At 65.3% G+C, this 18,728-nt stretch carries 12 protein-coding genes; 5 read left to right on the top strand and 7 right to left on the bottom strand.

Features of this window, described 5'->3' with window-relative positions; all coding sequences use genetic code 11:
• The first annotated feature begins 304 nt into the window (after window positions 1-304).
• Complete coding sequence (locus ACODTW_RS11160) at window positions 305-4,489, top strand: SIR2 family protein (RefSeq protein WP_488946074.1); 4,185 nt, start codon at window positions 305-307, stop codon at window positions 4,487-4,489.
• Between the two features lie 99 nt (window positions 4,490-4,588).
• Here ACODTW_RS11160 and ahcY read toward each other — a convergent pair whose 3' ends face one another.
• Window positions 4,589-5,884 carry an adenosylhomocysteinase gene (gene ahcY / locus ACODTW_RS11155; protein WP_488946073.1) on the bottom strand — a complete coding sequence of 432 codons (1,296 nt, stop codon included), beginning with the start codon at window positions 5,882-5,884 and terminating at the stop codon, window positions 4,589-4,591.
• A gap of 269 nt (window positions 5,885-6,153) precedes the next feature.
• Here ahcY and ACODTW_RS11150 point away from each other — a divergent pair, with 269 nt between their 5' ends.
• On the top strand, window positions 6,154-6,318 hold the full coding sequence (locus ACODTW_RS11150; RefSeq protein WP_488946072.1) for a hypothetical protein: 165 nt from the start codon (window positions 6,154-6,156) through the stop codon (window positions 6,316-6,318).
• A 195-nt stretch (window positions 6,319-6,513) separates the two neighbouring features.
• Here ACODTW_RS11150 and ACODTW_RS11145 read toward each other — a convergent pair whose 3' ends face one another.
• The 3 genes from ACODTW_RS11145 to pip all read right to left on the bottom strand — a co-directional run bounded on the left by ACODTW_RS11145 (window position 6,514) and on the right by pip (window position 11,316).
• Window positions 6,514-9,372, bottom strand: a complete 2,859-nt coding sequence (locus tag ACODTW_RS11145) for an ATP-dependent DNA helicase (RefSeq protein ID WP_488946071.1) — start codon at window positions 9,370-9,372, stop codon at window positions 6,514-6,516.
• A gap of 60 nt (window positions 9,373-9,432) precedes the next feature.
• A complete protein-coding gene (locus ACODTW_RS11140; RefSeq protein WP_488946070.1) occupies window positions 9,433-10,260 on the bottom strand; it encodes an SGNH/GDSL hydrolase family protein in 828 nt (275 codons plus the stop codon).
• Window positions 10,261-10,365: 105 nt separating this feature from the next.
• On the bottom strand, window positions 10,366-11,316 hold the full coding sequence (gene pip, locus ACODTW_RS11135; RefSeq protein ID WP_488946069.1) for a prolyl aminopeptidase: 951 nt from the start codon (window positions 11,314-11,316) through the stop codon (window positions 10,366-10,368).
• 172 nt (window positions 11,317-11,488) lie between these two features.
• Between pip and ACODTW_RS11130 the strand changes: the two genes are divergently transcribed.
• The 3 genes from ACODTW_RS11130 to ACODTW_RS11120 all read left to right on the top strand — a co-directional run bounded on the left by ACODTW_RS11130 (window position 11,489) and on the right by ACODTW_RS11120 (window position 12,563).
• Window positions 11,489-11,827: a group III truncated hemoglobin gene (locus ACODTW_RS11130; protein WP_488946068.1), complete on the top strand. Its 339-nt coding sequence runs from the start codon at window positions 11,489-11,491 to the stop codon at window positions 11,825-11,827.
• Between the two features lie 44 nt (window positions 11,828-11,871).
• Window positions 11,872-12,312, top strand: coding sequence for a hypothetical protein (locus ACODTW_RS11125; protein WP_488946067.1), 441 nt, complete (start codon window positions 11,872-11,874; stop codon window positions 12,310-12,312).
• A gap of 89 nt (window positions 12,313-12,401) precedes the next feature.
• Window positions 12,402-12,563, top strand: a complete 162-nt coding sequence (locus tag ACODTW_RS11120) for a hypothetical protein (RefSeq protein ID WP_488946066.1) — start codon at window positions 12,402-12,404, stop codon at window positions 12,561-12,563.
• Window positions 12,564-12,831: 268 nt separating this feature from the next.
• On the opposite strand, the gene ACODTW_RS11115 is transcribed toward ACODTW_RS11120, so the two are convergent.
• The 3 genes from ACODTW_RS11115 to ACODTW_RS11105 form a co-directional block, all read right to left on the bottom strand.
• Window positions 12,832-16,191: an SIS domain-containing protein gene (locus ACODTW_RS11115; protein ID WP_488946064.1), complete on the bottom strand. Its 3,360-nt coding sequence runs from the start codon at window positions 16,189-16,191 to the stop codon at window positions 12,832-12,834.
• Between the two features lie 106 nt (window positions 16,192-16,297).
• Window positions 16,298-16,852: a YceI family protein gene (locus tag ACODTW_RS11110; RefSeq protein WP_488946063.1), complete on the bottom strand. Its 555-nt coding sequence runs from the start codon at window positions 16,850-16,852 to the stop codon at window positions 16,298-16,300.
• Window positions 16,853-16,929: 77 nt separating this feature from the next.
• A complete protein-coding gene (locus tag ACODTW_RS11105; protein ID WP_488946062.1) occupies window positions 16,930-18,615 on the bottom strand; it encodes a methyl-accepting chemotaxis protein in 1,686 nt (561 codons plus the stop codon).
• Window positions 18,616-18,728: the final 113 nt, after the last annotated feature.

The following is an 18,728-nucleotide window of genomic DNA, read 5'->3' as shown; positions in this document are numbered from 1 at the left end:
TGGGCGCGCCTGCTTTCAGCTTTCCATAAAGCACGAGACCTTTGACGAGCGCCGGAATATACAATCGATTCTTCAAGGGAAATTTACGCCATCGGCCAATGATCTCTTCGCTTCGCTGCGGACGACCGGCACCCCTGCTGACTGGGCTTCTCTTGCAACGACAAAGCTCAGCGATTTCAGTGAACTGGATCGGATCAACCTGCCGGGCAGCCGTCAGAGTGCCGCCTTCTTCCAGGGCGATGCCATTGCGCGGCAAGCACAGGCGCTGGCGGACGAGGCGGCCAAACGCGATGGGGACTGGCCTTTGGCGCAGGCCAGCCGGATATATGCGGCGCTCCGCCAGAAAACGGTCAGCCAGCCGCTGCCGCCGGCCTGCTATTTCATGGTTGGGCTGGCGCTGGACCTGTTGCGTTACCAGGATGCAGTCACGGGGAATAAGGAAGCGGTTGGAACTTGGCTTCGTGCCCTGGTCCAGGTGCCGCCCAAAGAAACCCTGAGTCGCGGGCAGGTCATTCCCAAGCTTTGCGACCCGCTCTATTGCCTGATTCAGGATCTGAAGATCGACCGCATCGCAACGGTGAATTACGATCTGGAGGTGGAACGGTTCCTGGCCGATGCCGGGTATGGCGTGCAGCCGGTGGTGCCGGCGGCGGGCTTTGCCAGCTATGAAAGGGCGGGTCCGCTGGGCGCGCGCACCCGCGATATCGCGCTGGATGGTGACCGGGCCGCGGACCTGATCGATTTCGCGGTATCAGAGGATGAATATACCGTTCAGGTCGCCCACCTGCATGGCCGTGCGACCGCCGACAGTGATCTGGTCGTGACCGAGCGCGACTATCGCAACAGCTATATCCACAATGGCGACGTTTCAGACATTTATCGCCAGGGACTGTCCATCCTGTTCGGGGGCAATCCGGTCCTGTTCATCGGTGTCGGCCTGAACGAGGAGGATTTGCTGCGGCCCCTGCGCGAGTTCCTCAGCCTGGAACCTGACAGCAACCGACCGGTGCTGGCCCTGATGCCCGCCTTGTCATCGGAGCGCGACTGCCGGGCGACCACCATCAAGCATTTCGCCCGGTACGGCATTTACGTGCTGCATCACGGCCTTTGGGGCACGACCGACTGGCTTCACCAGATCGACAGCCTGTGCAAGAGCATCTGCGGCATCTTGAAGGACGCCAAGAGCGACAGCCCGCCGGCTGGCCTGAAAAGGCGGCGGAGGAAGGCACAGGCGGAACTTTCCAGGCTGGACATGCTCAGCTTCAAGCCCCTGGATGACAGTCTGGAAGAGGATGCGGTGGACCTGCGCCTGGAACTGGAGGCGATCGGCTGCATCCTGGACGTCATGGGGCAACTGCTGGACAAGTCAGCCCCGCATCGCGAAGAAATGCTGGAGGCCCTGCGCAACTGGACTTTCAGCGTCGTCTCGGCGGTGCTGACCAAGTCCTTGTGCGGCGCGCTGCTGGGCACCAGGAAGTCCTGGGACAAATGGTGGGAGCATTGGAAGAAGATCCCCGATGCGCGACACAAGTCGCTGCCCTTTACCAACCTGCCCTACCAGCAGCCGGATCGTAACCCGGTACCCCCGGTGATCGTCCGGCATTATTCGGTCGGGCCGATGCGGCGGGCCGCGCCCGGCACGGCTTATATCGACGACCCGATATCGGCGTTCATCATCAATACCATCAACGCGGGGGCGAACTCTCCGTCCACGCCACCCGCGGGTTCCGGACCGCCAGCCAATACCGAACCGGCACCTGACTGGTGCCGTGAGCAGCAGGTGGTGCTGATCAGCGGCGACAAGGGGGCGGGCAAGGGGCTGTTGTTCGCCTCCCTGCTGGATTGGATCGACAAGACACGACCCAGCTCCCACGCGGGCTTCTTCTTCGCCGGTTTCAGTTTTTCCTGCGAAGTGGCCTCAGTCTGGGACGCGCTTATCACGTTTATCGACCCCTCCTTGCGGCCACAGGGCGTGAGGGTGCAGGCGCAGGGCAGGGACGGGGCGACCGCGGCACCCCTGTCAACCCAACGCGGCGGGGAAACCGGGGTGGTGTCCGCACCCGTCAGCCAATCCCGCGCGGCGCGGCTGACCGAGGCGCTGAAGCGGGTCAAGGCCGCGGGTCAACGCCTGCTCATCGTGATGAATTCCATCGACATGCTGTTTCATCGCAATGGGGAGGCGAAGAACGCCGAAATCCACAGCATCATGCAGGTGCTGTTCGGGGCAGACGCAGCCCCCGTGCTGGATATCATCATCCTTGTTCGCAAGGACCGTTGTCCGCAGTTCCTGCTGGCGCAAGACGCGGCGCGGAAATCGCCCGTCAAGCGGTACAAGCAGAGCATTCGGCCGCTTGTCTTTGATGAGGTCACGCCATTGCCATGGGGGCATGATGTCCCGATGCGGGAGATCGGCGGGGCCGCCGGCACGGGGGACAGCCTTGCGCTGACTATATCGCTGAAGAAGCCACGCGATCGTTCGAACATCCATTTCAAGCTGGAGATGCCAAAGCCGCCCAATAACACTGCGCGTATGTCGCTTTATTCGCGATATATGCTGCATATGATCGATTTGAACAACAGAAACACCCCGAACGATAAAGACAGGCTATTATCGTCCTTGGAGACGGGGCGGTTAGGTCAAAGTTATTCTTTGATGAAGGTGTTTGATGCTGTAACGGATTACTGGTATTTCAACAAGATCGATGAAAATAGGCTTTCGGATTGTGTTTCTGATTTTGATAAAATCCTACTGGATGAAATAAAAATTGCTGAGAGGACGGTGTCTGACAAAAAAAACGAATTGGACGAAAGAGTATTCCAGGATTTTCCCACGCTGCCGGAAAAAGAACTGGCGGCCAGCGCGCATCTGCATGAAGCGCTGATCCGTCACCTGGCCGTGATATCCATTCCGGTGCCGGCCATTGTCCTGGCCGATTGCCCGGCGATCCAGCAGATTTACGACGAGAGAAGGGACCCCGAATTTAACGGGCAGGACCGGCATTGGCATGCACAGCGGCTGCATCTGCTGGTGGCGCTCGCCCTTCATATAATGGTGCAGCTGAAGGGGATGGTCTTCTGCATCGACCCGGTCGACACCGACTCGGTGGGAAGCCGGAAGCATTCCCTGCCGCGCCGCTATCAGGTTCATCGGGGGTTGCAGCATTTTGTCTATAACCGCCTGGGCGCCCAGGTGGTGGAGCCGGTGGAGGGGATATTCTTCACGCCTTCCCTGCCCACATCCCAGGCCCGCAGCATGCCGCAGCTCAATGCGGACGCCTATATCTTCCTTTACGATCTGGTCCATAAGCTGTCCGGCTATCCGTCGGCCAACACCAACGGTCCCGGTTCCCGGGCGGGGGTAATGGCTTTCAATCTGCGCGCGGCGATGGGGGTGGTCCGAACGCTCCTGTCCTTTGGCACCGTCTGTCGCTTCGCCAACCTGCAATCATTGCCGGCCCTGGGGCAGGGCGGAATCGGGCAGTTGGAGCGGCACCGGCTGCTGCTGCGCTGGATGCTGGTCGCCGCCACGCGCTGCCCGGATGTCCGGGGAGTGCCGGATAAAAACCCGGCGGACCCGTCAGATACCAAGCCTGAAGGCAAGCCGGCCCCGCCCTTCTATCAGGATGAGACGGCCTGGCTGCTGAACGAGATCGGGGTCCTGTCGCTGATCCAGGGCCGATGCCGTGAAGCCGACACGTTCGTGTCACTGGCCCTGAACACCAGCATCGTGGCAGAGGGTTTTGAAGGCACCATGTCCCGGCGCATGAAGCTCAATCGGGGCCTCTGTGCCATTGATCTGGGACGTCTGACGGTCGCCAGACACTGTTTCGATGAAGTCCGATACCAGGATGACGAGGAATTGCTGCTGCGTACTCTGGCGGAGGGCTATACGGCGCAGGTCGAGCATCTGTGCGGCAACTATGTGCTGGCGGAGAAGCAATATGCCGAGGCCATCCGCAACCTTCGCAAACTGGACCATCGGCGGCCCGTGAGCTATCTGCGACGGGCGGAGGCGGATCTGTTCCGCCGTGTCGGCCGGAATGATGACGCCAAGCAGGCGCTGGAGGAATCCTTGCGTATCGCCGAAGCGGGCGGCTTCAACGATTACTATCACTTCTCGCAATTGTCGGAAGTGCGGCTGAACCTGGCGACCAGCGCACAATTGGTTGATCTGCTGCCAACCGTGGATCAGGCGGAACGCTATGCCGACCGCATGGACATGCCCCGGCTGAAGATCGAGGCGCTGCGCACCCGGGCGGAGGTCTTCCTGTCCCAGGGCGAAACGCGCCTTGCCGGCGAGATGGCGGCCGGTGCCATGCGGCTGGCGAAGCTGAACGATCTGGTCCTGCGCCGCATCAGCCTGACGGAGCTTCTATCCCGCATCTTCCGTCGGCGCGGCAATCTGCTGGCGGCCGATCGCATGCAGGCCCTGGCCGAACGGTCGGCCCGGCGCGTTGGCTATCACATGCCCGGCAGCAAGCCGTGGTGAACGAAGAAAAGGCCGCGCCCTGCTGGACGCGGCCCGATCTGCCACTGCGGCGACAACGCCCCGGTGATCGCGGATGATCACCGGTGACAGGTGTCGATATCAGTAACGGTAATGGTCGGGCTTGAACGGGCCCTGCACCGGCACGGCGATGTAATCGGCCTGCTTCTGCGACAGAACGGTCAGCTTGGCGCCGATCTTGTCCAGGTGCAGGCGGGCCACCTTCTCGTCCAGGTGCTTGGGCAGCACATAGACCTTGTTCTCGTACTTGGCATGGTTCTGCCACAGCTCGATCTGGGCCAGCACCTGGTTGGTGAAGCTGGCGGACATCACGAAGCTGGGGTGGCCGGTGGCGCAGCCCAGATTGACCAGACGGCCCTTGGCCAGAACGATCAGGCGCTTGCCGTCGGGGAACACGACCTCATCCACCTGCGGCTTCACTTCGTCCCAGACATAGTTCTGGAGCGAGGCGATCTGAATCTCGCTGTCGAAATGGCCGATATTGCAGACGATGGCGCGGTCCTTCATGGCGCGCATATGGTCCAGCGTGATGACATCCACGTTGCCCGTGCAGGTCACGAAGATGTCGCCCAGCGGGGCGGCGTCTTCCATGGTGACGACCTGATAGCCTTCCATGGCGGCCTGCAGGGCGTTGATCGGGTCGATCTCCGTCACCAGGACGCGGGCACCCTGGGTGCGAAGGCTGGCGGCGGAACCCTTGCCCACGTCGCCATAGCCGGCGACGACGGCGACCTTGCCGGCGATCATGACGTCGGTGGCGCGCTTGATGCCGTCCACCAGCGATTCGCGGCAGCCATACAGGTTGTCGAACTTCGACTTGGTGACGCTGTCATTGACGTTGATGGCGGGGACCTTCAGGGTGCCGGCCTTCACCATCTCGTACAGGCGATGCACGCCCGTCGTGGTCTCTTCCGACAGGCCCTTAATGTCGGCCAGCATTTCCGGATACTTGTCGTGCATGATCTGGGTGACGTCGCCACCATCGTCCAGGATCATGTTGGGCGTCCAGCCGTCCGGACCGCGCAGCGTCTGCTCGATGCACCACCAGAAATCTTCCTCCGTCTCACCCTTCCAGGCGAAGACGGGGATGCCGGCGGCGGCGATGGCGGCGGCGGCCTGATCCTGGGTGGAGAAGATGTTGCAGGACGACCAGCGCACGGTGGCGCCCAGCGCCGTTAGCGTCTCGATCAGCACGGCCGTCTGGATGGTCATGTGCAGGCAGCCGACGATACGGGCCCCGGCCAGCGGCTTGGCGGCGCCATATTCGGCACGCAGGGCCATCAGACCCGGCATCTCCGTCTCGGCGATGGTGATTTCCTTGCGGCCCCAGCCGGCCAGCGAAATGTCGGCGACCTTGTAGTCAGTGAAAGCGGTCATGTTGGCTCCCTGTCGCGCCGATGCGCGGGTCTTGGGGTGACGAATGAAGGTGAAGGCGGGGCCGGCATGGTCCCGTATTTCCTGGGCCAGGATGTATCAGGCGGAGCGATCGGGAGCAAGCATAAAGATATCTTTATGTGTGCATCTGTTGGTGTGAGGCCGCCCGCGACCATTTGACACCTGCCATGTGAATGTGACCGATTGCCACCCCCGGAAAGCTGGCTGACTATCGTATGTGGTGGCGGGTATTCTGGTGGTGGGTGGCGTTGATGGACATGGGTGATCCGGAGATGGAGGGGCGGCGGCCCCTGGTGGCGGACGCGGCAGACGACAGTGCTGAACAGCGTCGTCTGGCCCGTCAGGCAGAGCGTATCCGGGATATGGAACGGCTGATGCGCGGGGCGGCCGCGTTCTCGCGCAAGCAGGGGGAATGAGCGATCAGGGACTGTCAGGTTTCCGGTGAAGCATTCTCTCCCGTCATCCCGGCGAAAGCCGGGACCCAGGGTCACAGGAACAAACGTTGCCGCTGCGTCGACAAAGGCTGCCGATAGGTCGGGCGTCTGGCCCCTGGGTCCCGGCTTTCGCCGGGATGACGGGGAAAAGGTAATTCCATCGAGACCTGACAAACCCTACGGCGTGGGGTGCAGAAACGCCCGCGTCGCCCGAACGGCCTCGGCCAGGCCGACCTTGCGCACCTCCACCCCGTCGGGAAACGCACCGATCAGGCGGGATGGCATCATCGGGTCCAGCAGGACGAACACCCCCTGGTCATCGGCGCGGCGGACCAGCCGGCCGAAGGCCTGACGCAGGCGCAGGCGGGTAATCATGTCATCAAAGCCGCGACGCCCCGCGATCTTGTCGAAATAGTTCCGCCGCGCCTTGTGCAGGATATCGGGCCGGGGCCAGGGCACGCGGTCGAACACGATCAGGCGGAGCGATCGGCCCGGCACATCCACCCCGTCGCGCACGGCATCGGTGCCCAGCAGGCAGGCATCCTCCTCGCCCCGGAAAATATCAACCAGGGTGGGCACGTCCATGCCGTCCAGATGCTGGGCCAGCAGCGGAATGCCCGCTTCCTCCAGCGGTTCGGCAATGCGTTCATGCACGCCGCGCAAGCGCTGGATGGCCGTGAACAGGCCCAGCCCGCCGCCACCCGCGGCCAGGAACAATTCCCGATAGGCTGCGGCCACCTGCGCCAGATCATCCTTGCGCACGTCATTGACCACCAGCACGCGCGTCTGCCTGGCATAATCGAACGGGCTGGGCACGGCGGCGCGCAGGGCGGCGGCGGCCATATGGACCGTGCCCGTGCGGATATGGGCCGCCTGCCAATCCTGCTCCATATCGCCGGTCCCATCGGTCAGGGTGGCGCTGGTCAGCACCAGCCCGTGGGCGGCCGTGCCCACCGTGTCGGCAAAGGGGATGGTCGGGTCGATCCAGTGGCGATACATGCCCAGATCGAAATCCCGCCCCTCCACCCGCTCGATCCCGAACCAGTCGACGAACTTGCGCGGCGTCTCGTCCTTCAGGCTTTGCAGCATCAGCCGCCAGCCATTCACCTCGTTCTGCGCGCGGCGCTTCAGCGCGCGGGAGATGGCGTCCAGGCGGCGGCGCGTCTCCGCCTCCAGCTCGTCGCTCTCCTCGTCCAGCATCTCCCGCAGCCGCTCGGCCAGCTTTTCCAGCGGTGTCGCCAGTTTCAGCAGGGCGCCGTCCAGATCTTCGGCCAGGTCCACCAGCCCTTCGACCACCGGCTTGCAGTCGGTTTCCAGGCTGTAGGGATTGTCCACGCCCTGCGCGCGGGCATAGACCTGTCCGCGCACGCCGGCCAGGAACGCCTCCAGCGGGCCTTTGGTCTCCCCGCCATGCACGCGCTGTGACCAGGCCTCGCCGGGCAGGATCTGGGCCGCCTGGGTGATCTCCTGCAACAGCTCCAGCGCCACCTTGTCGCCGCCGACCAGATCCTCCACCCGCCGGCGCAGACCGCGCGCCCGGCTGCGGCCCGATACTTCGGCCCCCAGCAGCCAGCGGCGCAGCTCGGCGGCTTCTGCCGCCGTTAAATGCCCGGCAAAGGCATTGTCGGCGGCATCGAACACATGATGGCCTTCATCAAAGACATAGCGGGTGGGCACATAGGCATCGTCGCCCCCGCCCAGGGCCGCCTGCACCATGACCAGGGCGTGGTTGGCGACCACGATGTCGGCCTTGCGCGCCCGGCGCACGGACTTCTCAATGAAGCAGCGCGAATAATGGGCACAGGCATTATAGACGCATTCGCCCCGCCGGTCGGCCAGGCCCAGCGTGCGCCCCTTGCCCAGCAGATCGACCAGCCAGCCGGGGAAATCCCCGCCCGCCATGTCGCCGTCGCGCGTGGCCGCAGCCCAGCGCGCCATCAGGCCGATGGCGTTGGCATAGGCCGGCTGGGTATGGGCGATGTTGGTCGCTTCTTCCAGGTTCAGCAGGCACAGGTAATTCTCCCGCCCCTTGCGCACGACCACACGCCGGGCCTTGACCAGCGGGTCGGGGTGCAGCCGGTCCAGTTCCTTGTCGATCTGCTGCTGCAACTGGCGGGTATATGTCGATATCCAGACGGGGCCGTTATTCTTTTCCGCCCACAGCGTGGCGGGCGCCAGATAGCCCAGCGTCTTGCCCACGCCCGTGCCCGCTTCGGCCAGGACGATATTGGGCACGCCCTGTTCGTCGCGCGGGGTGAAGGCGGTGGAGACGGCACTGGCATAGTCGGCCTGCTGCGGGCGCGGTTCGGCCGCGGCCCCGCTGCCCACCAGTTCGGCCAGACGCCAGCGCGCCTCCGCCGGTTCCACGGGCACATGGCCCGGCGGGGGTTCCGGCGCTTCGGCCTGCCATTCCTTCAACTGGTTCCAGACCATCAGGCCGCGCCGCGCCCGCCCGTCGCCCGGCCCGTGCGGCAGGCCCAGGGCCGCCATCACCGACGGGGCCCAGGACCAGCCGGCCTGACCCATGAACCAGGCGATGCCGGCCGGGTCCGACTTTTCCCGCGGGATCTTGCGCTTTTCCAGCACTTCCTCGGGCTGGTTGTTCTCCGCCAGTTCGGATAGCAGCGCGCGGGCGCTGTCGATCAGGGACAGGGCTTCGGCCTCTGCGTCGCGGGGCATGGGCTGGCCCGTCGCCTCGGCCAGCCCCTTGGGCGTGGGCAGGCAGAAACGGGCGGGGCGGACGAAGGCGAACAGTTCCAACAGGTCGAACGGATCGGCCATCCGGTCCGTCTTCAACCGGCGCCCCACGGCGCGGGCATGGGCCAGGATCACATTCTGATGCCGCAGCCGATACGCCGCCTCGTCATGGGGCAGCAGGTCCACCTCCCCATCCGGCGTCACCCAGGTGACACCGCGTGCGCCGACCACGATGGCCGGCGCGTCGGGCAGCAGCAGGCGCGGCGGCGCCGTGCGCAGCGGGGCGGCCGCATCCGGTGCGGCACCGCCGGGCCGGCGGAAGGGAACGATCTCGCTCATGGCGGCGGAGTATAGGGAACTGTCGCCGCCATGCATCAACAAAACAGGAACATGACAGCGTCAGCGCGGCAGGGCCTTGTCCAAGGCCACGGCCACGGCATTCATCCCGGTCCGATTGGGGTGATAGGCGGCACCGCCCGGCCCGGCCGGATAGCCCACCATCCAGGGATCGGCGGCACAGACACCGTGATCGCGCGACAGGTCCCCGGCCCGAAGCAGCAGGGCGCCTTTCTCCTTGGCCACTTCCGCCGTGGCCGCCGCCAGCCGGTCGGCCGTGGCCCGCGACCGGTCGGCGGCCCCGTCCGGCAGGGGGGTGGCATCACAGGTCCCGCTGGGCGGCAGTACGGTGGGGTAATCGACAATGACCAGCAGGGCGGACGGGGTGCGGGCGCGCACGGCATCGGCGATGTGGCGAAGCCCGTCCTGCATGCGGGTGAAATCCACGTCCGCCGGCCATTTCACCGGCCAGCAGGGTTCGGCCTTGTTGCCCGTGACCTGACAGGACAGGGACATCAGATTGCCGATATAGGACACGTCATTGCCGCCGATGGTGATGGTCACCAGCCGCGTATCGGCGTCCACCGCGTCGATCTGGGCCGGCACCTCCTTCCAGGGTTCCAGCACGGCGGCGCTGGTGGCGCCTGAACAGGTAGCGTCGGTCAGCACCAATCCCCGGCGGGCCGCCAGCTGGTGCGCATAATTATGGACCGACCGGGTGCAGCGGGCAGGGGCCGCCGGCTCGAACGGGGGAATGCCGGGACCGGCGGCATAAGAACTGCCCAGGGCCACATATTTCGACCCGGCGGGCAGCACGGAACGCCCGGCGGTACAGCCGGTCAGCAGGACCAGGGCGGCCAGCAGGGCGGGAGCGACAGTTCCACGTATCATCAGCTTTATCCGGTGGCCAGCCTGGGAAGAAGGTGCATCTTCCCACGCCCGGCCGCCGGTGCCAGGAAAACGGTCAGCCTGTCCACAGCCTGGCCGTGACCGACTTCAGCGCAGGGACTTGAACCGTTCGGTGGCCTGGACCAGGGCCGTGCGGACGCCCGGTTCCATGGCGCTGTGGCCCGCGTCGGGAATGACGATATAGTCGGCTTCCGGCCAGGCGCGGTGCAACTCGTCGGCGGTGCGGATGGGGCAGACAATGTCGTAGCGGCCCTGGACGATCACGGCCGGGATGTGCCGAATATTGCGCACATCGCGCAACAGCTTGTCTTCCGGGGCCAGGGCGTTGTTGCGGAAATAATGCGCCTCGATCCGGGCCAGCCCCAGGGCGTGGTTATCCTCCCCCGATGCCGAAACCAGTTCCGGGCTGGGCATCAGGGTGGAACAGGCCCCTTCATACATGCTCCATACCCGGGCGGCCGGCATATGCACGGCCGGGTCGGGATGGACCAGCCGCTTCCAATAGGCTTCCAACAGGTCGCCGCGTTCGTCGGCGGGGATGTAATTGTTGAACTGGTTCCAGGCCTCCGGAAAGATCTGGCGCATGTCATAGAGGAACCAGTCAATCTCCTGCCGGCGCATCAGGAAGATGCCGCGCAGCACCAGACCGATCACCCGGTCCGGATGGGTTTCGGCATAGGCGATGGACAGGGTCGATCCCCAGGACCCGCCGAATACCATCCAGCGCTGGATGCCCAGTGCGGTGCGCAGCGCTTCCAGATCGGCGACCAGATGCGGGATGTCGTTGTCCTTCAACTCTCCCAGCGGCGTGGACCGGCCGGCCCCGCGCTGATCCAGGATGATGATGCGATAGAAGGTGGGGTCGAAGAATCGCCGATGGGTCGGCGACGCCCCCGCCCCCGGCCCGCCATGCAGGAAGATCACAGGGACCCCGTCCGGGTTCCCGCACTGTTCCCAATAAAGCGTATGGAGGTCATCAACCTTCAGTCGGCCGGTCTGATACGGGTCAAGCGGGGAGAACAGGTCACCACGGGGCATGGATGCTTCCAGTTTGTTGTTAAACCGATTGTAGGCAAGCATCGCGCGCAACGCAAACCGTCCGCGCGGGCAAGGCTGAGACCATCAGTATGGGGTAGGATGACCGGCATGAGCCGCGATCCGATCCCCCCCCTATGTCCGCATCGATGATACCAGTCTGGCCGCGCTGATCGTGGAGTTCTACGCGGCCGCCCGGCTGGACCCGCTGCTGGGTCCCGTCTTTTCCACCATGGTGGGGGACGATGATGCAGCCTGGGCCGATCATCTGCGCCGCGTGCATGATTTCTGGTCGTCGGTGACCAGCGGCACGGGCCGTTATGGGGGGCGACCGATGCAGGTGCATGCCGCCATTCCCGGCCTGGATAGCGCGCATTTCCAGCGCTGGCTGGCGCTGTTCGCGGAAACGGCCGACCGGCTGTTCATTCCGCCCGCCGCCGCCTTCCTGCGCGACAAGGCTGAGCGCATGGCGCAGGCGTTGCAGCAGGGCATCGCCATGGCGCGGGCGGGTTAACGCCGCCCCTTGCACATGTGGGTGGCACTTCCCATTTCTGCGCGATGTTCGATCTGCCCATCCTTGATGACCAACTGAAGCCGACCCGCCATCGCGGGCGCATCGGCCAATGGTCGGACCGGGTGAAGGCCCTGGCCCTGCTGGTGCTGCTGGCCGTGGCCGGCGGGGTGCTGGGCATGACAACGGGCGGTGCCGGCGATACCGGCACGGCCCGCGAAGGCATCGGCCATGCCAGCAGTGGCCTGCGCGCATCGCTGCCCGACCTGCCAGTCACGATGCTGGCGGGCCATACGGAGGATCGCCATCCCGACCACGGGGATGGTGGCGATCCGGTGCCGCGTGCGCTGACCTCGGCTGGCATCGTGCCACCGGCGCCGGCGACGTCCGGCCTCACATTTCCCACTGCACCGCTGGTCCTGTCGCACCCGCGCGCGGGTCACGACACCCGTATGCCCACGGGTCCGCCCACCCGGCTTTCCATCTGATCCAGTCCCCTTGATCCGATCGACCGGCGATGTCGATGCGGCGGCCTGATGTGCCCGCGCGCGACCGCCCCCATGGAAAGCCGTTACCGATGAAAAAGTCCCTGATTGTCTATGCCGTCGCCCTGGCCGCCGCCGGTGGTGTTGCCACCGTCAGCCGCCAGTGGGGTGGCTTCCTGTTCCTGGCCACCTTCATCTTCTGGTTCCTGCACAGCGTCTTTGCCAGCACCGATGGTACCGGCCGCCAGCTTTGAAGGCTGTTCTCTGCCGCCACCCCGGATGTGAACGGTAGGCGCTCAATAGGTCCGTTCCCCTTGTTCCGTTCACCTTTTCCGTCACCCCGGCGAAGGCCGGGGTCCAGGGATAGAGTGGCGTCAGCCACGACATGAGTCTTATCGGCGCTGACCGCGCCTTACGCTGGACCCCGGCCTTCGCCGGGGTGACGGGAAAAGGGGCGGAAAACGAAGTGCCCAAAGCTTAACTTGGCGCCTATGGGCCCCGACCGGGATGGCGGCAGGCACCTCACCCCCGCCTGGCCAGATCGGCGGGGGTGCGGAACAGCAGGTCGCGCGGGCTGACATTGGCGATGAAGGCGGCGAAGTCGCGCGCCTCCCCATGCACGGCGTCGTGATAGGCGTCGAACAGGTCCTCGTACAGGTGCAGTTCCTTCAGCAGGGCGGTCTTCTGCTGCAAGGATGCCTGTTCCATCAGCTGCGTGTGCAGCATGGCCAGCCCCGCCACGCGCCATTCCGCCCCTGTGAAGAACGGGATCAGCACCAGATTTTCCCCATCCTTGGCGCCGGCCGAGAAGATGACGCGGCCCAGACGCAGGGCGCGGCGCTTGCTGCCTTCGGCCATGCGGCCGCCATCATAGCCCGACACCCGCCCTTCCGACACGCCCACGCGGGCCCCTGCGGCCAGCACGGGCGCGCCGTCCTTGCCCTCGCCCGTCAGGCTGTAAAGGATGGCGCCCGTCACGCCCGTCAGGACGGAGGAGAAGGCAATCAGGGTCTGGCGGTCGGCCTCGGCCAGTGCCTCATGCGACACACCCAGTGCCGACAGGGACGACAGGATGGCGGGGGCCACTTCCCGCGCGGGGCGGGAAATGCCCACGGTCACGGTCTTGGCCTGATGGCGGATCGTGTCGACGGGGCGGCTCGTCTCCTCGAACAGCTTGCGCATCAGGGTCGACGCGTCGGTCAGCAGCGATGCCCGGTTGCCGGCATCGGCACCGGACAGGCTGGCCGACAGGGCCGCCAGCTGGGCCACGGCACGCGGCGGCAATGCTGCATCCTGTTCGCCTTCCGCGATGCGGCGCATTTCCACGGCGATGGCATCAATGATCGGGGTCAGGGGCTGCGTCGGTTCGACCAGTGCCTGTTCGATGGCCACGCCCAGGGCGCGGAAACCCTGCGACCGGCGGTCGATGGCGCGGGCGGCGTGGAAGCCCCACAGGTGACCGACCACGGTCGCCAGCACGAAATCCAGCCCCGCACCGGCCGACGGCACGCGGATGACGGTTTCGGCATAATTGTCGAAGCAGGTCTCGCCCTTGGCGGCGACAACGATGGGCTTGCCGGCATGGGCCTTGAAGATGGCCACTTCCTTGGCCGTGTCCTGGGCCAGCAGCGGCGGCAGGTCATTGGCGATGACCAGGGTCAGCGGCTCCGTCGACAGGTCGATATGCTTCTTGTCCTCCGTGAAATCCACGGGGATCGACTTGTAGCAAAGCTCCGACAGCTTGATGCGGATCTCTTCGGCCGCGATCTTGTTGGGGCCATTGCCGACCACGGCCCAATAACGGTTCTGCGGGGCATAGCGTTCGGCACAGGCGGCGATCAAAGCCTCGTCATCCAGCACTTCCTGGATGCGGGCGGGCAGGCCTTCCAGGGCCACCAGCTCGTCATGGACCTGCACCGACGCCAGGGTGCCCAGCGCATCGGCGATGCACAGCGCCGTCAGCTTGCCGGCCGCCACCTGGCTGTAGAAGGCCTTGGTGCTGGCCACGGCCATTTCGATGTCGCGGCCATCGCTGGTGAACAGGTGGCTGTCGGACTTGCGCACCAGGGGGCTGTTGCGGCGGTTGACGATGGCATGGATCCAGGCGCCGGCGCTGCGGGCCAGATCGACGGTGCGGTTGGTGTCGGTCGTCGTGCCCGACTGGCTGATGGCGATGACCAGCGCATCATCCAGGCGCACGCCATCCAGGTCGGATGACAGTTCCGACGCCTTGGCCGCTTCCACATGGATGGGCGTGCCGGCCAGGGCCTGGCGCAGCAGATGGGCCACCCCCATGCCGGCAATGGCGGCCGTGCCCTGGCCCGTCACGAAAATGCGGCGGATGGCGGGTTTGGCCGGGTCGGCCAGACGGCGGCGCAGGCCGGCCCAGATGCCGTCGGCCCCCAGGTCGAAGCTGGCAGCGCGGCCGGCGCGCGTATAGCGGCCGACCAGCGTCTTGCGCACCGACGAGGCGCTTTCATGCACTTCCTTTTCAAAGAAATGCTCGAAATCGCCGCGGAAGATGTCGCGGCTGAAAATCTCGATACTGTCGGCCTTCATCGTGGTGGGTGCGCCATCATCGATGGTGCGGGCGTCCAGTGCCGGCTCGCCTTCCACCGTGGACAGGGTCACCTGCAGCCCGCCCTTTTCCACCTTGGCCATACCGGCCGAGGCGCGGGCGCGCGGGGCCAGACCGTAATTCTCCGACGCGAAGATCAGCCCGTCGCGGACCTCGGCCACGAACACGCTCTGCCCGCTGCCCTTCTGGCCCAGATACAGGTGCTGCGGGTCGGTCGGGTGCAGCAGGCCGATGGCCACCGACCCGTCGAACTGGCGCAGCGCCGACAGGAAGCGGTCGCGCGTCGATTTGCCGGGCGTCAGGCGGAAGATCACGGGGATGATCTTGGCATCCGTCGTCACCTGCGGGGCGATGGTGTGGCCTGCAACCCGCACGGGGCCTTCGCGCAGCGCGATATAATTGTCGATATCGCCGTTCAGCACGCAGACGATGTCGGCATCGGCCGGCAAGGTGGCGGCATTGTCACCGGCCAGACGGCCATTCTGCGGGTGGCAGTTGGGCAGGTTGATGGCCCCGTGCGAAGCCCAGCGCGTATGGGCCAGGATACCCACCTGATCGGTGCGGGTGGCCATGTCCCACAGCATGGCATCGGCCCTGACCTTGGCGCGCAAGGTGGCGCCATTGTCGCCCAGCTTGCCGATCAGCTGCGCCACCTTATAGATGAAGCGGGCCGTGGCCCCGCCATCGGGCAGGGCATGGAAAGTGACGGCGCCATCAGCGTCGAAGGCGTCGCGCCCGGTGGCGGCCACCTGCCGGCGCCAATCGGTCAGTTGCGCATCCGACAATGGCCCCGGCAGGCGGAGTTGCACGGCAATGCCGGCGCTGTCGCGGCCGCGCACTTCCAGCCGGTCGAGATTCTCCAGAACCTGCTCCACGGCCCAGGCCGTGAAATGCTGGGCACGGGTGGGCTGCGGCACGCCGCCGATCAGGGCGGTGGTGCGGTCGATATTGGCCAGCACCTCGTTACGCAACTGCCAGCCATAATCGCGCAGCCGTTCGGCAGTACGTTCGGCGGCGGGTTCACGGGCAAAGGCGCTGGCCTTGACCGCGGCCTCCAGTCCTTCGATCCGGGTGGCGGCGTCCGACAGGCGGGTGCGCAGGTCCGGGCGCTGGATCAGGGCCAGATGGGTGGCAAAGGCCATCAGATCGTCGAAACGGGCATGCAGCTGGTCCAGGGCTTCATCAATCCCGGCCAGATCATCGATCGTGACCGCGCGCAAGGCGTCGGACAAGGCGCCGATCCAGGCGGACGGAACGTCCCGGTGCCAAGCCAGATTGGAAAGAAAGCCTGCGATACCGCACATTTTTCCGGTCCCTGATTGCTGAATGGCCTTGATACCCCGATGCCGGGTCCTGGCGCAAATGTCGTTCCATGGCGGCAAATCCTGGCGGAAATGCGGTCGCGAAGGATCAAGGCAGGGGGAGTTGCCTTATATCGATGCGAATATCCACATTGTCGGCGATGAAGAAGCCGATCAAGCCGTCGCGCAGGCCGAAATCGCTGCGCCGGATGTGGGTGGTGGCGGTGGCATTTCCATCCGCCAGCGCCAGCATCAGCACGATCGGGCGGGTGATCCCGCGCAGGGTCAATTCGCCCTCGATCCGGCCGGCATGGGGACCCGTGCGCACGGCGCGCAGGCTGTGGAAGCGCATGGTCGGGTATTGGTCAACCCAGAAGAAGCCGGGCTTGCGCAGATCGGCATCACGGCGGGGGCTGCCGGTATCGACGCTGGCCGTGCCAATGCTGACATCAATGGCATCAAGCGTGCCGGTTTCAGCATCGAACCGGTAGCTGCCTGCGACATCGGTAAAACGGCCCGTGGCGTGGGCCATCGCCAGATAGCGGATGGAAAAGCCCACGCCGACATTCTCGGCCCCGACCCGATAATCGACAGGGGCGGCAACGGCCCCCGACCATGCCGGCAGCAGAAAGCAGAGAAGAAGGGCAAGCGTCCGACGGACCATGGATAGAATTCCCCTGGATGGGTTTACCATGGAAGACGTCGCGGAAGGGCCGGCCCCGCAGGTGGGGCAGGGCTTTTTCAGCCCGCCCGCACCTTCGCCACGAACTGCGCCACCTGCCGGTTCAAGGCCCGGCTTTCGTCAACCAGGTCATTGGCGGCACTCAGCACGTCACCCGCCATGGTGCCGGTTTCGGCCGCCGCCCGCGTCACTTCCCCGATGGTGGTGCTGACATTCTGGGTGCCGTTGGCCGCCTGGGCGACGGAACTGGCGATCTCCCGTGTCGCTGCTCCCTGCTCCTCCACGGCTGCCGCGATGGTGGACACGATGGAGCTGATGCGGTCGATGGTGCCGCCGACGCCGCGGATGGCACCGGCGGCATTGCCGGCGGCTGACTGCATGGCGGCGATCTGGCTGCCGATCTCGTCCGTGGCCTTGGCCGTCTGGGTGGCCAGCGCCTTCACTTCTGACGCGACAACGGCGAAGCCCTTGCCGGCCTCTCCGGCCCTTGCCGCCTCGATCGTGGCGTTCAGCGCCAGCAGGTTGGTCTGGCTGGCAATATCCCCGATCATGCGCACGATCTCCCCGATGCGCTGGGCGGCATCGACCAGACCGGCGACGGTGCTGTTGGACCGTTCAGCCTCTGCCACGGCATCGTGGGCGATGGTGGCGCTTTCGGCTACGCGGCGGGAGATTTCGTTGATCGATGCGGTCAGCTGTTCCGCCGCGGCGGCCACCGTGTTCACATTCTCGGCCGCCTGTTCGGCGGCGCTGGCCACGGCTTCGGACTGGCGGTTGGTCTCGTCGGCAACGCTGTTCAGGCCCTGCGCCGTGCCGCGCATGCGGTCGGCCGCCCCGCCAACAGCGCTGACCACCTCGTTCATGCTGCCTTCGAAATCGTCGGCCAGACGGACCAGGGCCTGGCGCTTCTCCGCCTCGACACGGGCTTCCAGTGCCGCCTGCTCATCGCGCATCCGCTCCGCCTCGCGCATGCCCTTCTGGAAGACGGCCAGGGCGCGGGCGGTGGAGCCGATCTCGTCTCTGCGGTCGCCGCCCGACACATGCACCGACAGGTCGCCATCGGCCAGACGGGTCATGGTGGTGACGATGCGGCGCAGGGGGCGCGAAATGCCGGCCATGCCCAAGGCGATGCCCAGGGCCAGCACAATGGCCGTGCCCGACAGGCCGACGATCAGTGTGACGATCAGCGCACGATCGAAGCGGGCCTGGGCCTTGGCCTTGCCGCTATCCATGGCGGCCTGCACATCGCCTGTCGTGACCTCCAGCTTGTCCAGCACGTCGGACAGTTTCACATCGAACCGGTCGACCAGGACCTGGGCGGCCTGATTGCCCTTGCCAGCCAGCGCCAACTGGCGGGCCTGTTCCACGATGTCCAGCATGCGCTTGGCATCGTCGCGGATCTGGTCGATATCGGCCTTGCGCTCGGGCAGCAGCTTCTGCACTTCATCCAGGAAGCCCAACAGCTGGTCGCGCTTCAGGCCGATTTCGTCGGTCATGCTTTCCAGGATGAAGCTGTCCGTCTCCGCTACCATCGTGTAGCCCAGGCGCCCCAGGTCCGTCGCGGTTTCCCGCGCCTTCAGGATGGCCTTGCTGCTTTCCGAGCGGCCCAGAATGCCACGATATTCATCGCCGACCGCTTCCATCTGCGACAGGGCGTACAGCGACGTGCCGATGGTCAAGATGCCCATCAGCAGCAGTGGCAGAACCAGTTTCCACACGATGGGCAGATTTTTCAGCGCGTGCATTTTCCCTCCCAAGCACTTCATGGCCCATCGTTAAGCGTGGGTCCTTGTTGGACGGGCATTGTGAAAGGGCGCCCATAATAACGCAAAGCCTTTCATGATCGAGATATAGAGAT

This window comes from Niveispirillum sp. FG148, from assembly GCF_057809655.1.
The sequence above is the reverse complement of the archived record's forward strand: the minus strand, read 5'-3'. Positions and strand labels throughout refer to the sequence as shown.

Bases quoted from the DNA above. Each gene is read 5' to 3' on its own strand.
- ahcY (WP_488946073.1), bottom strand. From the start codon at position 5,884: ATGACCGCTTTCACTGACTACAAGGTCGCCGACATTTCGCTGGCCGGC.
- ACODTW_RS11150 (WP_488946072.1), top strand. From the start codon at position 6,154: ATGGACATGGGTGATCCGGAGATGGAGGGGCGGCGGCCCCTGGTGGCG.
- ACODTW_RS11110 (WP_488946063.1), bottom strand. From the start codon at position 16,852: ATGGTCCGTCGGACGCTTGCCCTTCTTCTCTGCTTTCTGCTGCCGGCA.
- pip (WP_488946069.1), bottom strand. From the start codon at position 11,316: ATGCCCCGTGGTGACCTGTTCTCCCCGCTTGACCCGTATCAGACCGGC.
- ACODTW_RS11120 (WP_488946066.1), top strand. From the start codon at position 12,402: ATGAAAAAGTCCCTGATTGTCTATGCCGTCGCCCTGGCCGCCGCCGGT.
- ACODTW_RS11125 (WP_488946067.1), top strand. From the start codon at position 11,872: ATGTTCGATCTGCCCATCCTTGATGACCAACTGAAGCCGACCCGCCAT.
- ACODTW_RS11140 (WP_488946070.1), bottom strand. From the start codon at position 10,260: ATGATACGTGGAACTGTCGCTCCCGCCCTGCTGGCCGCCCTGGTCCTG.
- ACODTW_RS11115 (WP_488946064.1), bottom strand. From the start codon at position 16,191: ATGTGCGGTATCGCAGGCTTTCTTTCCAATCTGGCTTGGCACCGGGAC.
- ACODTW_RS11105 (WP_488946062.1), bottom strand. From the start codon at position 18,615: ATGCACGCGCTGAAAAATCTGCCCATCGTGTGGAAACTGGTTCTGCCA.
- ACODTW_RS11145 (WP_488946071.1), bottom strand. From the start codon at position 9,372: ATGAGCGAGATCGTTCCCTTCCGCCGGCCCGGCGGTGCCGCACCGGAT.